Raw genomic sequence first — 18604 nt, forward strand, 5'->3', positions numbered from 1 at the left:
CCCGGGCGAGGATCAGGGGGCGGGGCGCACAGGGAAGGATCAGAATGTGCGGATCAGCATGGGTCGCTGATCGAAGGCGCGCGGCGGCGCGAAGGGCACTTCTCGCGGAGCGGTGCCGAATCCAGGCGGTGTGATGGCAAGCGGTCGGCGACCCAATGGCCTCAGGTCGCCGGGGCTATGGGATCGATGCGGGGTGCGGCGATGGACGGTGCCATCGCCATGCGGCCGGGATGGCCGATGCGCCGGGGTTGCTGCGGCAACCGGCTTACGGAGTCAGAGCGGGGCGATGCAGGCGACGCGCGCGGTCGCTTCGGCGGCGCGGATCGCGCGGCGGCGGACCGGTCCGGTACCACGCGGGCGAAGCGGCGGCGTCACCATCGCCGGCACGGCGGCGATGTCGGAATCGACGGTGAAGGTGGTGGGGGTGCAGCCGGCAAAGCGCATCGGGTCCGCCAGGAAGGTCAGGCAATCCTCGATCTGGGGAGCGGCGCGATCACCGATCGTCTCGGCGACATCGTCCAGCGTCATGCCCATGATCGACATGGCCTGCGCCGCGGCGGCATCCCACAAGGCACCGGCATCCTCCACCCCGGAGAGCGATCGTGACGCGAAATTCCCGCGAAGTCCCCATAGTAGTTACCCAGTGCCCCCAACTGACCGATGGTCGTCCCACGATCGATTTTGCGTATACCGTATCGAAACGGATGAACGCCGCTTAACGGATCATTCATCCAGTGTTAACTAAGGATAAACACCTAATATGGCTATGGCGGGGTGGCCGAGCCACCCCGCCTATGGCGCTTTCGACGAATGATCGAGGGGGCGATCGCCGGATCGCGGATCAGCCCTTGAACAGCTGGCCGATCATCTGCGGCGCCTGGTTGGCGATCGACAGCGCCTGCACGCCGAGCTGCTGCTTGGTCTGCAGCGCGGTGAGCTTCGCCGACTCCTTGGCCAGATCGGCGTCGACTAGGTTGCCGACGCCCGATTCGAACGTGTCGGACAATTTGCTGGCGAAGGTAAGCTGTGCGTTGATCGCACGGGATGCCGAACCCAGCGTTGCCACCTTGGACGACAAATTCTTGGTAAGAAAGTCGAGCGTATCGACCATCTTCATGGCTTTAGCCGGCGTATTAATCTGCGAGTCGATGCCGAGCTGGCCTGTATCCGCCCCGGTGGATGGAACCTCGGGATTAGCCAGGGTCAATTCCTGGTTGGCGACGTTCAGCGTATCAGGAATATAGGCATCAGTGGCCAGAGTTTTCATGTTGGTCAACGATTGCAAAGCGCTCACGCTGCCGGCGCCCGTCTTCAGCAGGTTCGTGCCGTTGAACTCGGACGAATTGATCACGGTGACGATCTGGTCCCGCAAAGCTATGAAGTCGTTGTTATAGGCGGCGAGGCTCGATGCCCCCACGCCGCTGTCGGACGCCTGTTTGGCGAGCGTACGCATCTGGTTGACGTAGTCGGTGATCTGCTCGGCACCATTCACTGCGACGTCGATGACGCTCTTAGCGCGTTGCAGCGACTGGCTGACCGCCTTCATGTCGCTGAGATTGCCGCGCAGCTTCTGCGCAATCGAGTACGTCGCCGAGTCATCCTTGGTGGAGGCGACGTTCAGGCCGGTGTTGATGCGGCTTTGCGTCGTGCTGAGGCTCTTCGAGGTCGCGTTCAGCGACTGGAGAGCGGTCATCGCGCCAACGTTGGTGTTAACTGAGAACGCCATGTCTTTCTTACCCTTTCGAACTGGAAGGTCGCAGCGGAGTCCCCGCCAGCGGCCCGCTGCGATGCGGTTCGCCCTTCCATTATGGGAAGAAGCTGCCGGGGGCGGACGCGACAGGCGGAAAAATCGTCCGGGTGGCGGAAATTTCGTCCGCCGGGACAACAGGCGCTGCCGTCCGAAGGGATTTGGGCGCGCCTTACCCATGCGGATGATCCAACCGAAACACTGGGGGGAGCCTGCTCCCATAATGTCGAATGTGAGGATGCCTTATCCGTAGGGGTGTCGCGCGATGCTTGCGCGAAAACAGGCGTCATTCATTGGATGTTTGCTGTTAATAAAAGCACTTATCAGTGCATGCTTTAATAACAGAAACTTTGATTCGGGTATTACGTATTAGTATTAATGCGAATGCCATTGGTTTTTTGTCAATGATATTTGCTGTTATGAAATACCCGATGAGGAAGACGTGGCATGCGAAACTTTTTGGAAGCCGCTGTAATTGCTTGCAGCACTTTGCTTATGTCATCAGCGTCCCATGCTGCAATATTTAATCTAACTCGCGTGGTAGGCATCAGTGAATCAACATTTATCAACGGTGATTCTAGGACTAACCTTAAAGCCGGTGAGGTGGTAAAAATCAAACCCGGGGATACGATTGTGGAGACCATCTATTTTCGCGGCGGTCATATTAAAGGTGTGAATTCACAAGATTTTCTGGTATTTGGTTCGATTAGCGATTCAGAAAACTTGATTAAATCAGATTTCAAGGATCTTAAATTTTTAGATGTGAATGGAAAGTTGTTTGGCGAGAAAAGGCATATGTCTTATCTCGACTCGGTTATGATTGCGGCCAAAGGCCTAGATGGGTCGGGCGCGCCCGAGGTATATGGACTCCGCTATCAAATCAGGTTTGATTCGGATGCTTCACGGGCCAGAGCCAGTATCGTTGATTTTTCTTTCAGGCCGCGCGCAGTCAACGCACAATATGTTCCCGGCGATCTGTTCGCCTCGGCGGTGCCGGAGCCATCGAGCTGGGCGATGATGGGGCTGGGCTTTGCCGGGCTGGGCGTGGCGCTGCGGGACCGGCGGCGGCGCGCGGTCGAGGCGGCGGCGGCCTGATCGGGCTGCGGTCGACAGAGGGGGCTTGGCCAGACGCCGGACGCAAAAAATGGCCGGAACGGGTTCTCCGTTCCGGCCATAGGAGCCACCGGGGTTTGGGACGTACCGGTGGCCCGGATCGTCAGCCTCGGAAGAGCTGGCCGATCGACTGCGGACCCTGGTTGGCGATCGACAGCGCCTGCATGCCAAGCTGCTGCTTGGTCTGCAGGGCGGTCAGCTTCGCCGCTTCCTTGGCCATGTCGGCATCGACGAGATTGCCGATGCCGGCTTCCATCGCGTCCGACAGCTTGCTGGTGAACGACAGCTGCCCGTCGATCTTGCGCGATGCCGCGCCCAGGACGCCCAGATTTTCCTTGGCGGTCTTCGCCACTTCGTCGAGGGTCTTCACCATCGCCGTTGCAGCGACATTATCCGACGTCCCGAGCGTGGAGTCGTTGCCCAGCGTGGTGGACGTGCCCGCAATGGACAAGTCGTAGTTCCGGTTTGTTACCGACAGGGCATCAGGCACATAAGCTGAGGTATCGATGCTGTTCACTGACTGCAGAGCCGATACGTTGCCCCCAAGCTTCTTGAGCAGATTGGTGCCATCGAACGACGAGGAGTCGATGATGGTGCTCATCTGGCTCTTAAGCGCCTGGAACTCGTCATTGTAGGACGAGCGGGTCGCCGTAGAGATGCCGGCATCGGACGCCTGCTTTGCCAGCGTCCGCATTGAATTGATGGTGTCGGCAATCTGTTCCATGCCGCTCACCGCCACGTCGGTCACGCTCTTCGCGCGCGACAGCGAACCGGTGACGGCCTGCAAGTCCGACTTGTTGCCTTTCAGGCCCAGCGCAATGTTATACGCTGCCGAGTCATCCTTGGTCGACGCGACCTTCAAGCCGGTCGAAACGCGATTCGAAACCTGGTCCAGACCCTTGTTGGTCTTGTTCAGGCTCTGGAGAGCCGCCATCGCATTGTTGTTGGTGTTGACCGAAAAAGCCATGATGATTTCCTTCTGGAAATAACGATCCATTCGGGATCGTGGGGCGAAATCGGCGCCCCGCCGACTGGATGCTTCAAGCGTCCTGCCCTTCCATTTTGGGATGGATCACGCCTCGGCGGTCGCGCGGTGCGAAAAAATCATCGTTAAAATTCAATGAATAAGCGTAAATTTTTTCTTGCGGTTCCGGAACGGCGCACGCCGTCGTTGCGAGCGCAGCGAAGCCATATGGCGCGTCATGCGCGCGGCCCCTGGATGGTTTCGCTGCGCTCGCCATGACGGTCTTCAAGGTCACGCCATCGGACTCTGCCGCGGGCCGAATGCGACGAAGCCACCCAAGGCCGATGGCCCTGGATGGCTTCGCTCACCATGACGGTGCCCGGCCGGTGCCGGGCGGGAACCTGTCAGAAGGGGAAGAGCGCGTCGTAGATCTGCTGGCCCCAGCGGGCCTGTTGCGCGCTGGTCAACTGGCCGCGTCCGCCATAGCTGATGCGCGCCTCGGCGATCTGGCTGTGGCGGATGCTGTTGTCGCGGGCGATGTCCTGCGGCCGCACGATGCCGCTGACGATCAGCTCGCGCAGCTCGTAATTGACCCGGATCTCCTGTCGGCCCCGGATCGCGAGATTGCCATTGGGCAGCACGCCGGTGACGATCGCCGACATGGTCATGTTGATCGTCTCGGACCGGCTGATCGTGCCGGTGCCGTTGAACTTGGAGGTGGAGTTGCTCGCCACCGCCTTGGACGCGTCGCCGGGCAACAGCTTCTCCAGGCCGAGCAGCGCCGACAGGCCGGCATTCTCCGACCCGCCCTGGCTGCGTGCGGTGGTGTTGCCGACCTCCGCCTTGTCGGCGACGTTGATCCGCACGGTCAGGATGTCGCCGACGCGCGCGGCGCGCTGGTCGCCCAGGAACGCGCCCGCGCCGGTGCGGAACAGCGAGGCGGTGGCGGCGGGGCCGACGGTCGGCTGCGACGGGGTGCGGCGGCCGAGCGATTCCTCGACGCTCGGCATGTCGAGCGGGTCGGCCTGGCTGAGCGGCGGGGCCTTGCCGACCTGTTTCAGCCGGCCGACCGCGCCGCAGCCCGACAGGCCGAGCGCGAGCGTGCAGAGGAGGAGCGTGTGGGTGGGGCGCATGACGCGGCCTTTCGCGATGGAGGTCAGGGAGCGGCGACGCGGACGGCGCCGCTGCCTTCGACGATGGTGTCGAGCGTGCGGCCGGTGGCGGGGGCGACGACGCGGACCAGGTCACCCATGCCGCCCGAGCCGAGCGCCCGGCCGGTGGTGCCGATCACCAGGCCCGCGCCGCGCAGGCTGATCGTCACCGGCTCGCCGCGCCGGACCAGCCGGGGCGTGACGACATCGCCCGAGCGCACGACCGCGCCCGCCGACAGGTCGCGCACCGCCTCGCGTCCTGCCGCCGATGCGACGGGCAGCGCGCCGATCGCAAAGCCGCGCGCACGGGGCTGCGGCTCGAAATCGGCGGCGGACAGGATCTCGCCGCGCGCGACCGGATGCGACAGCACCGGCGTGTCGACCATGTTGGGATTGGCCGCCGGGGCGGGCGCGGTTGCGGCGAGCGCCGCGGCGAGCAGGGGGAACAGGGCCATGATCAGCGCAACTGGCTGGAGGTGGCCAGCATCTCGTCGGCGGTCTTCACGACGCGGCTGTTCATCTCATAGGCGCGCTGGGCGGTGATCAGCGCGGTGATCTCCGACACCGGATTGACGTTCGATGCCTCGATCGATCCCTGCTGCACCGTGCCGAATCGCCGGGATCGCCCGGCGTGCCGACCGTCGCCGCGCCGGAGGCGGAGGTCTCCTTAAACAGGTTGCTGCCCTGCGCCTCCAGCCCGGCCTCGTTCATGAAGGTGGCGAGCTGGATCTGCCCGACGGTCTGCATGTCGGTGGCGCCGGCCACCTTCACCTGCACCAGGCCGGTCTTGGAGATGGCGACGTCGAGCGCGCCGGCCGGGATCGCGATGGCGGGGCTGAGCTGATAGCCGTCCGCCGTCACCAGCTCGCCCTGGTCGGAGAGCTGGAGCGAGCCGTCGCGGGTATAGCTTTGCGTGCCGTCGGGCATGGTCACGGCGAAATAGCCGCGCCCCTCGATCGCCATGTCGTAGCGATTGCCGGTCTGGCTCGGCGCGCCCTGTTCGGTGATGCGATAGATGCCGCCGGTCTTCACGCCCGATCCGATCTGGATGCCGGTCGGCACCTTGGCCTGGTCGCCGCCGCCGCCGGCCGTGCCGGGGCGCGTCTCTTGCTGGTAGAGCAGGTCCTGGAAGGCGGCGCGCTGGCGCTTGAACCCGGTGGTGTTCATGTTGGCCAGGTTGTTCGAGATGACGTCGACATTGGTCTGCTGGGCCAACATGCCGGTGCTGGCGATCGAGAGAGTCCGCATGATGCGTGGTCCTTTCGCGGGAAGGAGAAATCAGGAGGGGGAAGGGGGCGGATCAGCCGAACTTGCCGAGCCGGTCGATCGCGCGCTTGCGCATGTCGTCCATGTCCTGGGCGATCCTGGCGCTCGCCTGATAGGCGCGCAGGATGTCGACCATCTGCGTGGTCTCGACGATCGGCTCGACGTTCGAGGACTCGACGCCGCCGGCGGTGAGCTTGGTATCGGCGGCGGACAGTTCGCGGCCGTTGCTGGCGGTCATCAACCCGTCGCCGCGCGGGGTCACGCCGCGTTCGTCGTCGAACACGGTGACAGCCAGGCGGCCGAGCGGCCCGTCCTTGCCCTTTACCGTGCCGTCGGTGGAGATGGACAGGTTCGCCTGCTGGTCGACGGGCACGGTGATCGGCTTGCCGCCCTCGCCGAGCAGGCGCTGGCCGCCGGCGGTGGTCAGCTGGCCCGTCTCGTTGATCTTGACGAAGCCGGCGCGGGTATAGGCGGTGCCGCCGTCCGGCGCCTCGACCGCCAGATAGCCGGGACCGTCGATCATCACGTCCATCGGGTTGCCCGTGCTCTTGAACGCGCCGGCCGAGGCATCGTGCATCGCGCCGAAATCGAGCACGAACGACATCTTGCGCGCGTCGGGCACCGCGTCCTCGGGACTGGTCTCGACATATTCGCGGAACACGGGGCGTTCGCGCTTGAAGCCCGCCGTGTCCATGTTCGCCATGTTGTTCGCCGCCACGTCCAACCGGCGCTTGAGCGCCTGTTCCCGGCTGAGCAGCACAAAGGAAGAGATATCCATCCCGCTGGTCCGTTTTTTCCGCTTTTCCGTTCGCCGCTCGGCAATTTCTGCCTGGCGACCATCCTATAATAGGGCGGGTAGGGCGCGGGCCGGTCTGGTCCCGCCGGTTAATCGATCGGGGATGATCATGAGCGCGACCGAGGAGCCGAAGGACGGCGAGGGCGATGCCAACGCCGCCAAGACGGCCGCCGCCAAGAAGAAAAAGAAGCTGATGATGATCGGCGGCGGCGCGGCGGCGGTGCTGCTGCTCGGCGGCGGCGGCGGCGCCTATATGATGATGGGCCATGCCGCGCCGCCCACCGCCAAGGAGAAGAAGGCGGCCGAGGAAAAGGCGAAGGACGAGGAGGTCGCCGCCGAGGAGGAGGAAGCCGGCGGCGAGGGCGAAGGCGAGGGCGGCGAGGGCGGCCACGGCGCGAAGAAGAACGAGCCGCTCGACGTGCCGCCCCTGCTGGTCAACCTGCACACCGCCGACGGCACGCCGCACTTCCTGAAGCTGCACATCATGCTGGTGCCCGGTCCCAAGGGCAACAGCGAGGGGCTGAAGGGCGAACTGCCCAAGCTGCTCGACGCCTATCAGCCGTTCCTGCGCGAATTGCGGCCCGAGGATCTGTCGGGATCAGCCGCCGTGTACCGCATCAAGGAGGAACTGCTGCTGCGCGCCGGCGCGACGCTGGGCCATGACAAGGTGAAGGACGTCCTCGTGCAGGACCTGATCCAGCAATGAGCGACATGGACGATTTCGACGATCTGGAGCTGCCGGAGCCGCCCTCGCTCGATGCGATGGGCAGCGGTGCGCTGGATCAGGCGGGGATCGACGCGCTGTTCGGCGATGTCGGCGGCCCGATGCGCGCGCGCAGCGGCCTGAAGGCGGTCATCGAATCCGACGTCATCAGCTATGAACGCCTGCCGATGCTGGAGGTGGTGTACGACCGCATGTTGCGCAGCTTCGCCACGTCGATGCGCAACCTGACGTCGGACGCGATCGACATCAGCCTGGTCGACATGACCTCGGTCCGGTTCGGCGACTTCATCAACCGGGTCGCGCTGCCGACGATGATCGGCGTGTTCCGGGTCGAGGAATGGCGCAACTACGGCCTGATCACGGTCGAGCCGAGCCTGATCTATGCGGTGGTCGACGCCCTGCTCGGCGGGCGGCACGGCAACAACCGGCAGATGATCGACGGCCGCGCCTTCACCGGCATCGAGGTCGGGCTGGTGTCGCGGATGCTGAAGATGGCGATCGCCGACTTCGCCGCCGGCTTCGCGCCGATCACGCCGATCACGCTGGACCTGGAGCGGGTGGAAACCGCCACGCGCTTCGTCTCGATCGCCGGGCCGACCAATTTGTGCGCGGTGGCGACGTTGCGCGTCGACATGGACGGGCGCGGCGGCTGTTTCAGCATGTTGCTGCCCTATGCGACGCTGGAGCCGGTGCGGAAGGTGCTGGGCCAGCGCTTCATGGGCGACAAGGCGGGGCCGGAGAATATCTGGGGCGCGCACATGGCGCGCGAGATCCGCCGGACCGAGGTGGAGGTGGACGTGGTGCTGGGCCGCACCATGATGCCGCTGGGCGAGGTCCGCGCGCTGGAGGTGGGCAACACCATCCGCTTCAACCGGCGGCCGGACGAGGCGCTGGAGCTCCAGATCGGCGACGTGGTGCTGGGCCACGGCCAGATCGGCCAGCGATGCAACAATGTGGCGGTCCGTCTGACGACCGATATCAAGAGGATAGTGCGATGATGAGTTTCGCGACGATGGCGGACATCGCCACCATGATCCTGTGCGCGGCGGTGATGGTGCAGAGCGTGCGGATGATGCGCGCGCTGCACCGGGTGCGGGGCGACGCGGTGGCCGAGGTGGTCAAGGCGCTGGACCAGTCGACCGGCCATGCCCGCGCCGTGCTGGCCGAGCTGAAGACGGTGCTGGTCGATTGCGCCTCGCATGGCCAGGTGCTGACCCAGGCGCGGGCGATGGCCGACGAGCTGACCGTGATGATCGGCATCGCCGACGCCTCCGCCGACCGGATGACCGAGGCGGCCAATGCCGCGCGCAACCAGCCGGCGGCCGAGGAACCGGCCGCTGTCCGTGACGGGGTGCGCGCCGCGCCGCGCGTGGAGGAAAAGCTGTGGGCGTGAGGCGCGGATCACGCTGGCGGCCGTCGCTGCTGCTGATGACGGCGGGTTCCGCTTTGGCGGCGGTGGTCGGCAATGCCGTCGGCCTGTCGGCCCAGCCGCTGGAGCCGTTGCCGATCCAGTCGCGACTGGGGGCGGCGATCGCCGACGACGCCAATATCCGCGACCGGGCGGCGGCGCGGCGCGGCCGCACGCTCGACCTGCGCGAGCAGGCGGTGCGCGCGGCCGAGGCACGGCTGAAGAGCGACACGGCCGCAAAGCCGGACGAGGCGGCGCAGGCGGCGGCGGCCGGCGGACCGCCGCCGCCCAGCCAATATGACGATCTCGCCAAGATCTATGCGGCGATGAAGCCGGCGGCGGCGGCGGCGGTGATGGAGCAGCTCGACCTGGAAGTGCAAATGCGCGTCGCGCAGAAGATGCGCGAACGCTCCATCGCCTCCGTCATGGCGGCGATGTCGCCCCGCGGTGCGGCGGCGCTGACCATGGCGCTGGCCCGCAAGCAGGCGGGTGGCGGCGCGGCGGCGGCCGGCGTGCGGCCGCGACCCGGCGCGCCGGCACCGGCGCCGGGGGCTGCCGCAACGCCCCGCGATCGGCGGCCATCCTGATCGGACGTTGAACCGGAGCGACGCGGATGGCGTCGCTCCGGTCTTCCTGTTCGGGGGACGCTGCATCCGGTCACCATCAGGTGCGCCGCTGACCGGACCATCGCCACGAATGCGCCTCCGTTCACGCTTGCGTACCGTTCCGGTGCAGGGATCGCGGGCGGCATCCAACCGCGTCGCGGCCTCGGCTACCCCTCCGCGAAAGTCGCCCCCGTGCTCCTGCGGACGCAGGAGCCCAGGGTTGCGGATGACTATAAGGCGTTGCTTCGCCTTGCCCTAGGCTCCTGCCTTCGCAGGAGCACAAGCCTGCCTGGCCTATGTACCGACGTTTCGCCGCCGCCGGAATGAAGGATAATGGCCGTGCAACATCGACATTTGCAACACTCCCAGCGCCTGCCGGAACGGCGGTCGGGCATTGAACGGGCCATCGCATTCACCGATGACCGGTTCTTTAGATAAATCGCTAATGGTGAGGGCGAAAGGCCCGGCCCTTTGCGCAACGGCTCCGCATTGCCCCGCCTTCGCGTCGGAAACGATCCCCGCCGCCATCCGCGCCGAAGGCCCGGCGCAGGTAGCGGCGCCGCTCAGCGCGAGAAGCGCGCGGCGTGATTGCGTTCCCAGCCCGACAGCTCGTTGAACGACAACAGCATATGGAAGGCGAAGCCCGCCTCGCCATCGCCCGTCCAGCGCTGCGAGGCGTGGCGGGGCGGCAGGCCGGGAATGGTGATGCGCACCTCGGCGCCGTCGGGCAACGGATGCGCCATGCCCAGCCGGCACCCGCTCTGCGACAGGTCGCGCAATTCCGGCGCGGTGGTGTGGCCCAGATGCCAGAGCAGCACGCTACACGACGCGGTCAGGCGCGGCGATCGCGGCCGCTGGTCGATGTCCTCGGGCGGATGGAGCAGCGTCGCCACCTCCTGCAAGGCGTCGAACTGGATGCCGGCGCGCTGGTCGCGCGTCCACACCACCTTGCCTTCGACCTGGTTGAGGTTGCGCAGCTCCACCCGCACCGGCACCCCGATCGCCAGCGGCGCGCTGGTCTCGACCATCATGCCGCCGGTCGACAGGTTGCGGACGCGGCACAGATGATCGCCCGACGGGTCGATCAGCCGGCCGACCATCAGCAAGGTCGTCAGCCGTTGCGAGCGCGCCACCGTTTGCGCCGGCCGCTCGGCGGCCGACGGGTCGATCGGGATTTCGGGCGGATGACAGGGTTCGCTGGCCATGATGATGCTCCTCAGGCAGGCTCGGCGCGCGTGATGGCGACACGCTGGACGACACCCTTGCCAAAGGCTTCGGGCGCGGCCTCGCGCACCACGTCGCGCAAGCGGCGCAGATCGGGGAGCATCCCGTCCGCTCCCGCCGCCAGGGGCGTGCGATAGGTGCGCATGTTGATCGCATGGAGCAGCAGCGGCAGCTTGGCCGTGATCGCCGCTTCGTCCTTGGCGGGTACTTCCAGCCCGATATCGAACTTGAAATAGCCAGCCAGCCGGCCGTCGCTCAGCACCAAGGGCGCCAGCACCTCTTTGGCGGCGACGAAGCTGGTCGGCTCGGGTTCGGGCTTGGTCTCGGCCGCCTTGGCCTGGGGCGGGCCGAGGAAATGGTTGGTCGCGACCGCCGTGCCGCCGCCCAGCGCGGCGCCCAGGATCGGCATCAGGACGATGCCCAGGATCTTCTTCACGGCCTATCCTCTCCCCTAGAAGCGGAAGCTGGCGTCGGACGGCAGCGACGGCGCCGCGCCCAGCGCGACGATGGTGATGCGGCGATTTTCCGGCCGGTCGGGCTGGTCGGGATAGACCGGCCGCGTATCGGCCATCGCCACCATCTCCGCAAAGCGCGAGGCGGGCAGCCCGGCCTGGATCATCGCGCGGCGCGCGGCGATGGCGCGCGCGCCCGACAGCGTCCAGGCCGCATCCGATGCGCCGATGCCGGAGCCGTCGGTATGCCCCTCGATCGCGATCTGCGCGCCGGATGTCGCCAGCTTCGCGGCGACGCGGCCGAGCAGTTCCAGCCCGAACGGGTTGAGCGTCGCGGTGCCGAAGCGGAACATGGAATGCGCATCGGTGTCGGTCAGGCTGATGCGCAGGCCGTCGCGGCCATCCTCGATCCGCATCGCCTTGCGCTGGTCGGAATCGGGCGGCAGGCTGTCGATCGCGATCTTCATCTCCTGCGCCAGCACGCGCTGCGCCGCATCGGGAATCTCGGCCGTGCCGCCGCGCGCCACGCCCCGGGACGCCGCGACGGTCGAGGGCTGGCCCCTGGGATCGGCGCGGCTGTCGGCCTGGGCGTTGCGGCCATGGCCGCCGGCGCCCGGCATGTTGCCGACGCCGCTGCTCGACGAGGTGGTGTCCGACGACTGCGCCATCGCCGAGGCGGAGGGCGGCGAGAAATATTCCGCCAGGCCCTTCAACCGCTTCTTGTCGGGATTGCTGATCAGCCACAACAGCATGAAGAACGCCATCATCGCCGTCACGAAATCGGCATAGGCGACCTTCCACGCGCCGCCATGATGACCCGCCGCATATTTCTTGACGCGGCGGATGACGATGGGGCGTTCGTTATTCCCGCCAGGCGCGTTGGAGGCCATGGCCTAGCCCGCCTGCGCCAAGGCGCGCCGCAACCCGTCCTGCACCGCGCCGAGCCGCACCGGCTCGATCGCGGCATGGGCGGTCATCCGCGACGACAGCCGGTCGAGCACGCGGGCGATCTCGTCGACATGCTGCGCCACCAGGTCGAAGGCCTGGAGTTCGTGCAGGTAGTTGGCCGCGAAATGCGCGTCGCCGACCAGCACCAGCTCCAGCCGTTCGAGCAGGCCGCGAATGTCGCGCAGTTCGGCCGCCAGCGCCGCCTGCAGCGGTGCGGCCAGGGGATCAAGCTCGCTCATCACATCACCGTCCCGTTACCGCCCCTGGGGGGAAAAAAGTTCAAGGTCGCCGGCCGGCCTCGGCGTCGGCAACGGCGCCATGGTGCGCTGGCGCGAGATCGGGTCCGCCTCGACCGCGGTCATCGCCCGCGCCCGGCCCTCATAGGGCATGAACTCGACCCGCCGCGCACTGGTGCCGCCGACATCAATCCGGCCGATCGCGATCTGCTCCATCTCGACGAAGCTGCGCGCGAATTCGGCATTGCGGCGGCCGATCGCGGACATGCCCGCGATCATGTTGGCGCCGCCATAGATATGCGCGCGCAACCGGTCGCGCTTCGCCCCCACCGCCATCATGGCGTTGATCAGCAACTCCATGGCGTGGATGCCGTAGCATTGCAGGTCCGCGGGGCTCAGCGGCTTCGTGTTTTCCGGCTCGCCGAGCAGGAAATGGTTCATGCCGCCGACATGCGCCTGCGCATCGTGCAGGCATACCGCGATGCACGAACCGAGCAGCGTCGCGATCACCGTGTTCGGCTGATTACCGACGGCATGGCCGCCCTGCACGATCTGGATGCGCGCGCCCATCAGGACAGGGCCCCGAACACGCGTTCGATCTTCTCCTTCAGCACGGCCGGCGCGAAGGGCTTGACCAGATAGTTGTTGACCCCGAGCGCCGCCGCCTTGCTCACGATCTCGCGATCGGAGGAGCCGGTCAGCATGATGAACACGGTCTTGCCGATCACCGGGTCCTGGCGGACGGCTTCCAGCAGCTGCAGGCCGTCCATGTCGGGCATGTTATAGTCGGAGACGATCAGGTGGACGCGATCGCTGCGCACGGCGTCGAGCGCTTCGGCGGCGGACCCCTTGTCGCGGATATCGCGAAATCCAAGGTCCTGGAGCGAGCGGCGGATCATCGCACGCATACTCGCCTGATCGTCGACGACCATCACCTTGATCTGGGCTGCGGCAGGCATTGACTGGGTTCCTCGATTAATTCTGGCAGGCGGCGAGGATCGCTTCGGGCAGCGCGCCCAAAGTCCGCTCGCGATGGACGGCGCCGATCTCCTGGGCGGAGCGCGGCATGCCGTAGACGACGCAGCTTTCCCGCGCCTGGCCCAGGGTCATCGCCCCGGCCTGGCGCATCGCCAGCAGGCCTTGCGCGCCGTCGCTGCCCATGCCGGTCAGGATGATGCCGACCGCGCCGCGGCCGCGCATCGCGACCGAGCGGAACAGTGTGTCGACCGATGGGCGGTGGCCCGACACCAGGTCGCCGGTCCGCAGCCGGATCGTCCCCGGATCGCGGCCGACCAGCTCCATGTGCCGGCCGCCGCCGGGCGCGATATAGGCGGTGCCCCAGGCGAGCGGCATCGCGTCCAGGGCTTCGCGCACCCGGATCTTGCATTCCCGGTCCAGCCGCTCGGCGAAGCTGGTGGTGAAGGCGGCGGGCATATGCTGGACGATCAGGATCGGCGGACAATCCGCCGGCATCGCGCCGAGCAGCGAGAACAGCGCCTCCACGCCGCCGGTCGATGCGCCGATCGCGATCACCGCATCGGGGCGCAGCGGCCCGGTCGTGGTCGCCGGTGCGCGGACGCCGACGGTGGGGCGCACCGACGATCGCGCCGCCGCCTTCACCGTCTCGCGCAGCCGGACGGACTCGCGCAACAGGTCCTCGGCATTGCCGGACGGCTTGCCGATACAGTCGACCGCCCCCAGCCGCAGCGCCTCGATCGTGGTGGCCGCGCCGCGCGCGGTCAGCGTCGAGCACATCACCACCGGCATCGGCCGCAGCCGCATGATCTTCTCCAGGAAGGACAGGCCGTCCATCCCCGGCATCTCGACGTCGAGCGTGATGACGTCGGGTTCCAGCTGCTTGATCATCGCCCGCGCCGTGTTCGGCTCGGGCGCCTGTCCGACGACCTCGATCTCGGGATCGGCGGACAGGATTCGGGTCAGCATCGCGCGGATCGACGGACTGTCGTCGACCACAAGTGTTCGCACGGGCATTAGAATCCCCCGTTCTTCGAATAGATGGTATGCCCGCAACTCTTCATCGCGACGGCGGCGGCGCCGATCAGGCGTTCGGAATGGCCGATATAGAGGAAGCCACCGGGACGGAGCATGTCCGCCAGCCGCGCCTCCAGCTCCGCCTTCGCCTTGTCGTCGAAATAGATCATGACGTTGCGGCAGAAGATGACGTCGTAGCTCTGCCGCATCGGCCAGCGTTCGAACAGGTTGAGCGTCCGCGCCGTCACCAGCGCGCGCAGCTCCGGCGCGATCCGCAGCTCGCCATCCTCCACCTTCGTCCAGGCGCTGCGCCACGGCTCGGGGATCGAGTTCGCGGCATTGGCCGGGTAGACGCCCTTCTGCACGGTCGCGACCATCGGCGGCGACAGGTCGGTGGCGAGCAATCGCACATCGCCCTTGGTGAGCCAGGCGGCGTCGTGCCGATTGGCACCCGACAGGCACATGGCGATCGAATAGACCTCCTCGCCGCTCGACGAGCCGGCCGACCAGAGCCGCACCGGGCGCGACCGCGCCGCCTCCTTCAACCGGGGGATCACCTCGCCGCGCAGATGCTCGAAATGATGATTCTCGCGGAAGAAGAAGGTGTGGTTGGTGGTCAGCGCCACGACCATCGCCGCGCGCTCCTCCGGATCATGCTCGATCCGCTGGAGATAGTCGGCGAAGCTGGCGATCCGATGCATCCGCAGCCGGCGCGACAGGCGCGAATGGACCAGCGTCCGCTTGACGTCGGACAGATGGATCCGCGCCTCGGACTGCATGATCCGGACGATCGCGGCGAATTCCTTCTGGCCGAGCGACGGGGAGTCGAGCCCCGGCGCATCGTCCAGCCCGTCGGCCACGGCGTCACATCGGATCGCCGCGTAGGTCATGCGGCGAGGTCGAACTGGCGGGTCAGCGCCAGCGCGTTCAGGTCGAGCAGCAGGACCATGGTGCCATTGTCCCCGGCGTCCCCCGCATCGCGCGCGGTGATCTTTACCAGCCCGGCGATGACATTGGGTTCGTTGACGTCGACATCGGGGGCGGGGCGCACCTCGCTCTCCTTGATCGACACGATGTCGGCGACCTCGTCGACCAGGAAGCCGGCCTGCTTGCCGGAGATGCTGACGACCAGGATGCATGACCGCGAATGGATGCGGCTCGCCGGCCAGCCCAGCCGCTCGGCCAGACCCACCACGGGCACCACGGTGCCGCGCAGGTTGGTGACGCCCTTGATGTAATGGGCGACGCCGGGCAGCGGGGTCGGCTCCTCCCATTCGCGGATTTCGATCAGGGCGGACATGGCGATCCCGAACACCTGCTCGCCCAGCGAGAAGGTGACGATCTTGCGTTCGTCGGCCGTTTCCATCGTGCTCATGCGGCTAGTCCCTTCGGAATGAAGCGGGGATTGGACGAGGCGACCATCGCCTCGATATCGAGGATCAGCGCGATCGAGCCGTCACCCAGGATGGTGGCGCCGCCCAGACCGCGGATCGGGTGGAGATTCTGGTCGAGGCTCTTGATGACCACCTCGCGGCGGTCGTCGATCGTGTCGACCATCAGGCCGACATGACCGGCGCTTTCGCTTTCGACGACGATGACCAGCGATTCCTCGGGCGGCAGCGCGTCGTTGCTGGCGAAACCGAAGATGTTGCCGAGCCGGCGCACGGGCAGGAAGTTGCCGCGCAGCTCCAGCACCTCGCCCGACGTGCTGATCGGCTTCACCTGGCCCGGTTCGGGCTGCACCGTCTCGACCACATTGGCGAGCGGCAGCACGAAGCGCTGGCCGGCGAGGCGGACGATCATCCCCTCCAGGATCGCCAGGGTCAGCGGCAGGATCATGGTGAAGACCGTGCCCTTGCCCGGCATCGAGGTGATCTCGACCCGGCCGCCCAGCGCCTCGACGTTGGAACGGACCACGTCCATGCCGACGCCGCGTCCCGAGATGTTCGAGATGGTCTCGGCGGTCGAGAAGCCCGGCGCGCAGATCAGCTGGTCGATCTCCTCGTCGGTCAGCACCGCATCGGCGGCGATGATGCCCTTTTCCACCGCCTTGGCGCGGACGCGGGCCCGGTCGATGCCGCGCCCGTCATCGGCGACGCGCACGAAGATGCGCGCGCCGCGCTGCTCGGCGGACAGGCGGATCGTGCCATGCGCCGGCTTGCCGGCGGCGATCCGGTCGGCGGGCAATTCGACGCCGTGATCGACCGCGTTGCGGATCATATGGGTCAGCGGGTCGCCGATCTTCTCGATCACGCCCTTGTCGACTTCCGTCGTCTCGCCGAACGTCTCCAGCTCGACCTGCTTGCCGGTCGCGGACGACAGGTCGCGCAGCATCCGGGGCACGCGGCTGAACGCCTGCTTGATCGGCTGGGCGCGCAGCGACATCACCGTGTCCTGGATCTCGCGCGTCAGGCGCGAGAGCTGCGGCAGTTCGACGCGCTCCTGATCCTTGGGGCTGAGCCGGTCGGACAGGATCGAGCTGCGGATCACCAGTTCGCCGACCAAGTTGAGCAGCATGTCGAGCTTGGTCAGCTCGACGCGGATCGACTGGGCGACCGGATCGGCCTGGCGGGGTGGCGGCGCGTCGTCGGTGGCGGGCTTAGCAGCCGGCGCGGGGACGGACGGCACCGCCGCCACGACCGGGGCGGGCGCCGCGCTCGGAGCCGGAGCGGCCGGGGCGGTCGCCTCGACCGGCTCGGCCGCAGGGGCGGGCGTGCTCGCTTCCGGAGCGGGGGCCGGATCACCGCCGCACCGCACGATCTCGATCACCGAGTCCGGTGCGACGAAGTCGAAACATTCGGTGATCGCGTCCTCGGCCACCTCGGCCGGCAGCGTGATCGTCCAGCCGATATAGGCCATTTCCGGGTCGAGCTCGGCAAGCGGCGGCAGCGCGGACAGGTCCGCCGCCGTCACCTGACCGCCGAGCAGTTCCAGCTCGCGCAGCACCAGCAGCGGCTCGCCGCCATGCGCCATGGCCGCGTTGGACGGCGTGAAGCGTACGGTCCAGCCGGCCGGCTCGGACGGCGCCAGGTCGAAATCTTCCAGGCCGCCGATGGCGACCGGCTGGAAGCCGAACGGATCCTCGTCCACGGGCGCAGCGGGGACGGGTTCGGGCGCCGGGGCGGGGGTCGCCGCGGTCTGGTCGGGCGCACCGCCGGTCGCCAGCACCTCCTCCAGCACCGCCAGCATCGCGGCGTCGGCCGGCACCGCCGCCGTCCCCTGCGCCGCGGCGCAGTGATCCGACAGGATGTCGAAGGCGGACAGCATGACGCGGGTGACGCCCGGCGTCGGCGCGATGCGGTTGGCGCGCACCTCGTCCAGCACATTCTCGAACCGGTGGGCGAAGGCGGTCAGCGCGGTGTGGCCGAACGCACCCGCGCCCCCCTTGATCGAATGCACCGCGCGGAACACGCCGGCGATGACGCCGGCCGACACGTCGCCGGCGGCCATGGCCGACAGGCCCGCCTCGGCGGTGGCCAGTCCCTCGGCGCATTCCTCGAAGAAGATGGCCTGGATATCGTCGAGATCGTCGCTCATGGGCACACCCGGCGGATCGCGACTTCCAGCTTCTGCGCGTCGAACGGCTTGGTGATCCAGCCGGTCGCGCCGGCCGTACGCGCGCGCGCCTTCTTCTCGTCGGAGAATTCGGTCGACAGCACCAGGATCGGCACCGACTTGAATTCGGGGCGACCGCGTACCGCCTCGATCAGCTCGAACCCGTCCATCTCCGGCATGTTGATGTCGGTGATGAGCAGGTCGGGCTTGACCTCGATCATCCGCTCCAGCCCGTGGCGGCCGTCATTGGCGGCCTCGACATGATAGCCGCTACCGGTAAGCGACGCCTTCAGCAGCATTCGCATGCTGGCGGAATCGTCGACGGTCAGAATGGTCTTGGTCATGGGCGATTCTCTTCCTCGGTGATGAGCCCCAGCGACTGGGCCAGGGCGCAGCCGGTCACCCGATCGGGAGAAGGCGCGG

General features: G+C 67.0%; 23 protein-coding genes and 1 pseudogene. 5 read left to right on the forward strand and 19 right to left on the reverse strand.

Annotated features, from left to right (window positions below):
- Positions 1-273: 273 nt before the first annotated feature.
- Both QE452_RS00150 and QE452_RS00155 read right to left on the reverse strand, forming a co-directional pair.
- A complete protein-coding gene (locus tag QE452_RS00150) occupies positions 274-570 on the reverse strand; it encodes a hypothetical protein (RefSeq protein ID WP_309729436.1) in 297 nt (98 codons plus the stop codon).
- A 271-nt stretch (positions 571-841) separates the two neighbouring features.
- Positions 842-1726, reverse strand: a complete 885-nt coding sequence (locus QE452_RS00155) for a flagellin (protein ID WP_309658167.1) — start codon at positions 1724-1726, stop codon at positions 842-844.
- 468 nt (positions 1727-2194) lie between these two features.
- Between QE452_RS00155 and QE452_RS00160 the strand changes: the two genes are divergently transcribed.
- On the forward strand, positions 2195-2842 hold the full coding sequence (locus QE452_RS00160) for a PEP-CTERM sorting domain-containing protein (RefSeq protein ID WP_309658168.1): 648 nt from the start codon (positions 2195-2197) through the stop codon (positions 2840-2842).
- A gap of 121 nt (positions 2843-2963) precedes the next feature.
- Here the strand turns inward: QE452_RS00160 and QE452_RS00165 are convergent, their stop codons facing one another.
- The 6 genes and pseudogenes from QE452_RS00165 to QE452_RS00190 form a co-directional block, all read right to left on the reverse strand.
- Positions 2964-3857: a flagellin gene (locus QE452_RS00165; protein ID WP_309658169.1), complete on the reverse strand. Its 894-nt coding sequence runs from the start codon at positions 3855-3857 to the stop codon at positions 2964-2966.
- Positions 3858-3900: 43 nt separating this feature from the next.
- The gene (locus QE452_RS00170) at positions 3901-4119 is read right to left on the reverse strand and encodes a hypothetical protein (protein ID WP_309658170.1); all 219 of its coding nucleotides are present in this window, start codon (positions 4117-4119) and stop codon (positions 3901-3903) included.
- Positions 4120-4228: 109 nt separating this feature from the next.
- Complete coding sequence (gene flgH, locus QE452_RS00175; protein WP_309658171.1) at positions 4229-4957, reverse strand: flagellar basal body L-ring protein FlgH; 729 nt, start codon at positions 4955-4957, stop codon at positions 4229-4231.
- A 23-nt stretch (positions 4958-4980) separates the two neighbouring features.
- Positions 4981-5430: a flagellar basal body P-ring formation chaperone FlgA gene (gene flgA, locus QE452_RS00180; protein ID WP_309658172.1), complete on the reverse strand. Its 450-nt coding sequence runs from the start codon at positions 5428-5430 to the stop codon at positions 4981-4983.
- A gap of 2 nt (positions 5431-5432) precedes the next feature.
- Positions 5433-6223 (reverse strand): annotated as a pseudogene (gene flgG, locus QE452_RS00185) (flagellar basal-body rod protein FlgG).
- A gap of 52 nt (positions 6224-6275) precedes the next feature.
- Positions 6276-7019 (reverse strand): flagellar hook-basal body complex protein, encoded by a 744-nt coding sequence (locus tag QE452_RS00190; protein ID WP_309658173.1) that lies wholly within the window; start codon positions 7017-7019, stop codon positions 6276-6278.
- Between the two features lie 127 nt (positions 7020-7146).
- Here QE452_RS00190 and QE452_RS00195 point away from each other — a divergent pair, with 127 nt between their 5' ends.
- The 4 genes from QE452_RS00195 to QE452_RS00210 are packed head-to-tail and all read left to right on the forward strand — an operon-like array spanning position 7147 to position 9756.
- Positions 7147-7743, forward strand: a complete 597-nt coding sequence (locus QE452_RS00195) for a flagellar basal body-associated FliL family protein (RefSeq protein WP_309658174.1) — start codon at positions 7147-7149, stop codon at positions 7741-7743.
- Positions 7740-8759: a flagellar motor switch protein FliM gene (gene fliM / locus QE452_RS00200; protein ID WP_309658175.1), complete on the forward strand. Its 1020-nt coding sequence runs from the start codon at positions 7740-7742 to the stop codon at positions 8757-8759. Before QE452_RS00195 ends, fliM begins: the two co-directional genes overlap by 4 nt.
- Positions 8756-9154: a DUF6468 domain-containing protein gene (locus QE452_RS00205; protein ID WP_309658176.1), complete on the forward strand. Its 399-nt coding sequence runs from the start codon at positions 8756-8758 to the stop codon at positions 9152-9154. The genes fliM and QE452_RS00205 overlap by 4 nt, the downstream gene beginning before the upstream one ends.
- Entirely contained in the window at positions 9151-9756 is a 606-nt protein-coding gene (locus QE452_RS00210; protein WP_309658177.1) for a hypothetical protein, read from the forward strand. Before QE452_RS00205 ends, QE452_RS00210 begins: the two co-directional genes overlap by 4 nt.
- Positions 9757-10337: 581 nt before the next feature.
- Here the strand turns inward: QE452_RS00210 and QE452_RS00215 are convergent.
- The 11 genes from QE452_RS00215 to QE452_RS00265 are packed head-to-tail and all read right to left on the reverse strand — an operon-like array spanning position 10338 to position 18525.
- A complete protein-coding gene (locus QE452_RS00215) occupies positions 10338-10979 on the reverse strand; it encodes a PilZ domain-containing protein (RefSeq protein ID WP_309658178.1) in 642 nt (213 codons plus the stop codon).
- Positions 10980-10990: 11 nt separating this feature from the next.
- Positions 10991-11434: a flagellar basal body-associated FliL family protein gene (locus QE452_RS00220; protein ID WP_309658179.1), complete on the reverse strand. Its 444-nt coding sequence runs from the start codon at positions 11432-11434 to the stop codon at positions 10991-10993.
- Between the two features lie 15 nt (positions 11435-11449).
- The gene (locus QE452_RS00225) at positions 11450-12340 is read right to left on the reverse strand and encodes a flagellar motor protein MotB (protein ID WP_309658180.1); all 891 of its coding nucleotides are present in this window, start codon (positions 12338-12340) and stop codon (positions 11450-11452) included.
- A gap of 3 nt (positions 12341-12343) precedes the next feature.
- A complete protein-coding gene (locus tag QE452_RS00230; protein WP_125995867.1) occupies positions 12344-12637 on the reverse strand; it encodes a hypothetical protein in 294 nt (97 codons plus the stop codon).
- Between the two features lie 15 nt (positions 12638-12652).
- Entirely contained in the window at positions 12653-13204 is a 552-nt protein-coding gene (locus tag QE452_RS00235; protein WP_309658181.1) for a chemotaxis protein CheD, read from the reverse strand.
- Positions 13204-13593: a response regulator gene (locus QE452_RS00240; protein WP_206433233.1), complete on the reverse strand. Its 390-nt coding sequence runs from the start codon at positions 13591-13593 to the stop codon at positions 13204-13206. The genes QE452_RS00235 and QE452_RS00240 overlap by 1 nt, the downstream gene beginning before the upstream one ends.
- A gap of 16 nt (positions 13594-13609) precedes the next feature.
- Complete coding sequence (locus QE452_RS00245; protein ID WP_309658182.1) at positions 13610-14626, reverse strand: chemotaxis response regulator protein-glutamate methylesterase; 1017 nt, start codon at positions 14624-14626, stop codon at positions 13610-13612.
- A complete protein-coding gene (locus QE452_RS00250) occupies positions 14626-15516 on the reverse strand; it encodes a protein-glutamate O-methyltransferase CheR (RefSeq protein WP_309729439.1) in 891 nt (296 codons plus the stop codon). Before QE452_RS00250 ends, QE452_RS00245 begins: the two co-directional genes overlap by 1 nt.
- The gene (locus tag QE452_RS00255) at positions 15513-16001 is read right to left on the reverse strand and encodes a chemotaxis protein CheW (protein WP_309658184.1); all 489 of its coding nucleotides are present in this window, start codon (positions 15999-16001) and stop codon (positions 15513-15515) included. Before QE452_RS00255 ends, QE452_RS00250 begins: the two co-directional genes overlap by 4 nt.
- On the reverse strand, positions 15998-18163 hold the full coding sequence (locus QE452_RS00260; RefSeq protein ID WP_309658185.1) for a chemotaxis protein CheA: 2166 nt from the start codon (positions 18161-18163) through the stop codon (positions 15998-16000). Before QE452_RS00260 ends, QE452_RS00255 begins: the two co-directional genes overlap by 4 nt.
- Positions 18160-18525, reverse strand: coding sequence for a response regulator (locus tag QE452_RS00265; RefSeq protein WP_125995861.1), 366 nt, complete (start codon positions 18523-18525; stop codon positions 18160-18162). Before QE452_RS00265 ends, QE452_RS00260 begins: the two co-directional genes overlap by 4 nt.
- Positions 18526-18604: the final 79 nt, after the last annotated feature.

Source organism: Sphingomonas sp. SORGH_AS_0438 (assembly GCF_031453475.1).
Taxonomy (GTDB): Bacteria; Pseudomonadota; Alphaproteobacteria; order Sphingomonadales; family Sphingomonadaceae; genus Sphingomonas.

Bases quoted from the DNA above. Each gene is read 5' to 3' on its own strand.
- QE452_RS00155 (WP_309658167.1), bottom strand. From the start codon at position 1,726: ATGGCGTTCTCAGTTAACACCAACGTTGGCGCGATGACCGCTCTCCAG.
- QE452_RS00160 (WP_309658168.1), top strand. From the start codon at position 2,195: ATGCGAAACTTTTTGGAAGCCGCTGTAATTGCTTGCAGCACTTTGCTT.
- QE452_RS00165 (WP_309658169.1), bottom strand. From the start codon at position 3,857: ATGGATCGTTATTTCCAGAAGGAAATCATCATGGCTTTTTCGGTCAAC.
- flgH (WP_309658171.1), bottom strand. From the start codon at position 4,957: ATGCGCCCCACCCACACGCTCCTCCTCTGCACGCTCGCGCTCGGCCTG.
- flgA (WP_309658172.1), bottom strand. From the start codon at position 5,430: ATGGCCCTGTTCCCCCTGCTCGCCGCGGCGCTCGCCGCAACCGCGCCC.
- QE452_RS00190 (WP_309658173.1), bottom strand. From the start codon at position 7,019: ATGGATATCTCTTCCTTTGTGCTGCTCAGCCGGGAACAGGCGCTCAAG.
- QE452_RS00195 (WP_309658174.1), top strand. From the start codon at position 7,147: ATGAGCGCGACCGAGGAGCCGAAGGACGGCGAGGGCGATGCCAACGCC.
- fliM (WP_309658175.1), top strand. From the start codon at position 7,740: ATGAGCGACATGGACGATTTCGACGATCTGGAGCTGCCGGAGCCGCCC.
- QE452_RS00205 (WP_309658176.1), top strand. From the start codon at position 8,756: ATGATGAGTTTCGCGACGATGGCGGACATCGCCACCATGATCCTGTGC.
- QE452_RS00215 (WP_309658178.1), bottom strand. From the start codon at position 10,979: ATGGCCAGCGAACCCTGTCATCCGCCCGAAATCCCGATCGACCCGTCG.
- QE452_RS00225 (WP_309658180.1), bottom strand. From the start codon at position 12,340: ATGGCCTCCAACGCGCCTGGCGGGAATAACGAACGCCCCATCGTCATC.
- QE452_RS00230 (WP_125995867.1), bottom strand. From the start codon at position 12,637: ATGAGCGAGCTTGATCCCCTGGCCGCACCGCTGCAGGCGGCGCTGGCG.
- QE452_RS00235 (WP_309658181.1), bottom strand. From the start codon at position 13,204: ATGGGCGCGCGCATCCAGATCGTGCAGGGCGGCCATGCCGTCGGTAAT.
- QE452_RS00240 (WP_206433233.1), bottom strand. From the start codon at position 13,593: ATGCCTGCCGCAGCCCAGATCAAGGTGATGGTCGTCGACGATCAGGCG.
- QE452_RS00245 (WP_309658182.1), bottom strand. From the start codon at position 14,626: ATGCCCGTGCGAACACTTGTGGTCGACGACAGTCCGTCGATCCGCGCG.
- QE452_RS00250 (WP_309729439.1), bottom strand. From the start codon at position 15,516: ATGACCTACGCGGCGATCCGATGTGACGCCGTGGCCGACGGGCTGGAC.
- QE452_RS00255 (WP_309658184.1), bottom strand. From the start codon at position 16,001: ATGAGCACGATGGAAACGGCCGACGAACGCAAGATCGTCACCTTCTCG.
- QE452_RS00260 (WP_309658185.1), bottom strand. From the start codon at position 18,163: ATGAGCGACGATCTCGACGATATCCAGGCCATCTTCTTCGAGGAATGC.
- QE452_RS00265 (WP_125995861.1), bottom strand. From the start codon at position 18,525: ATGACCAAGACCATTCTGACCGTCGACGATTCCGCCAGCATGCGAATG.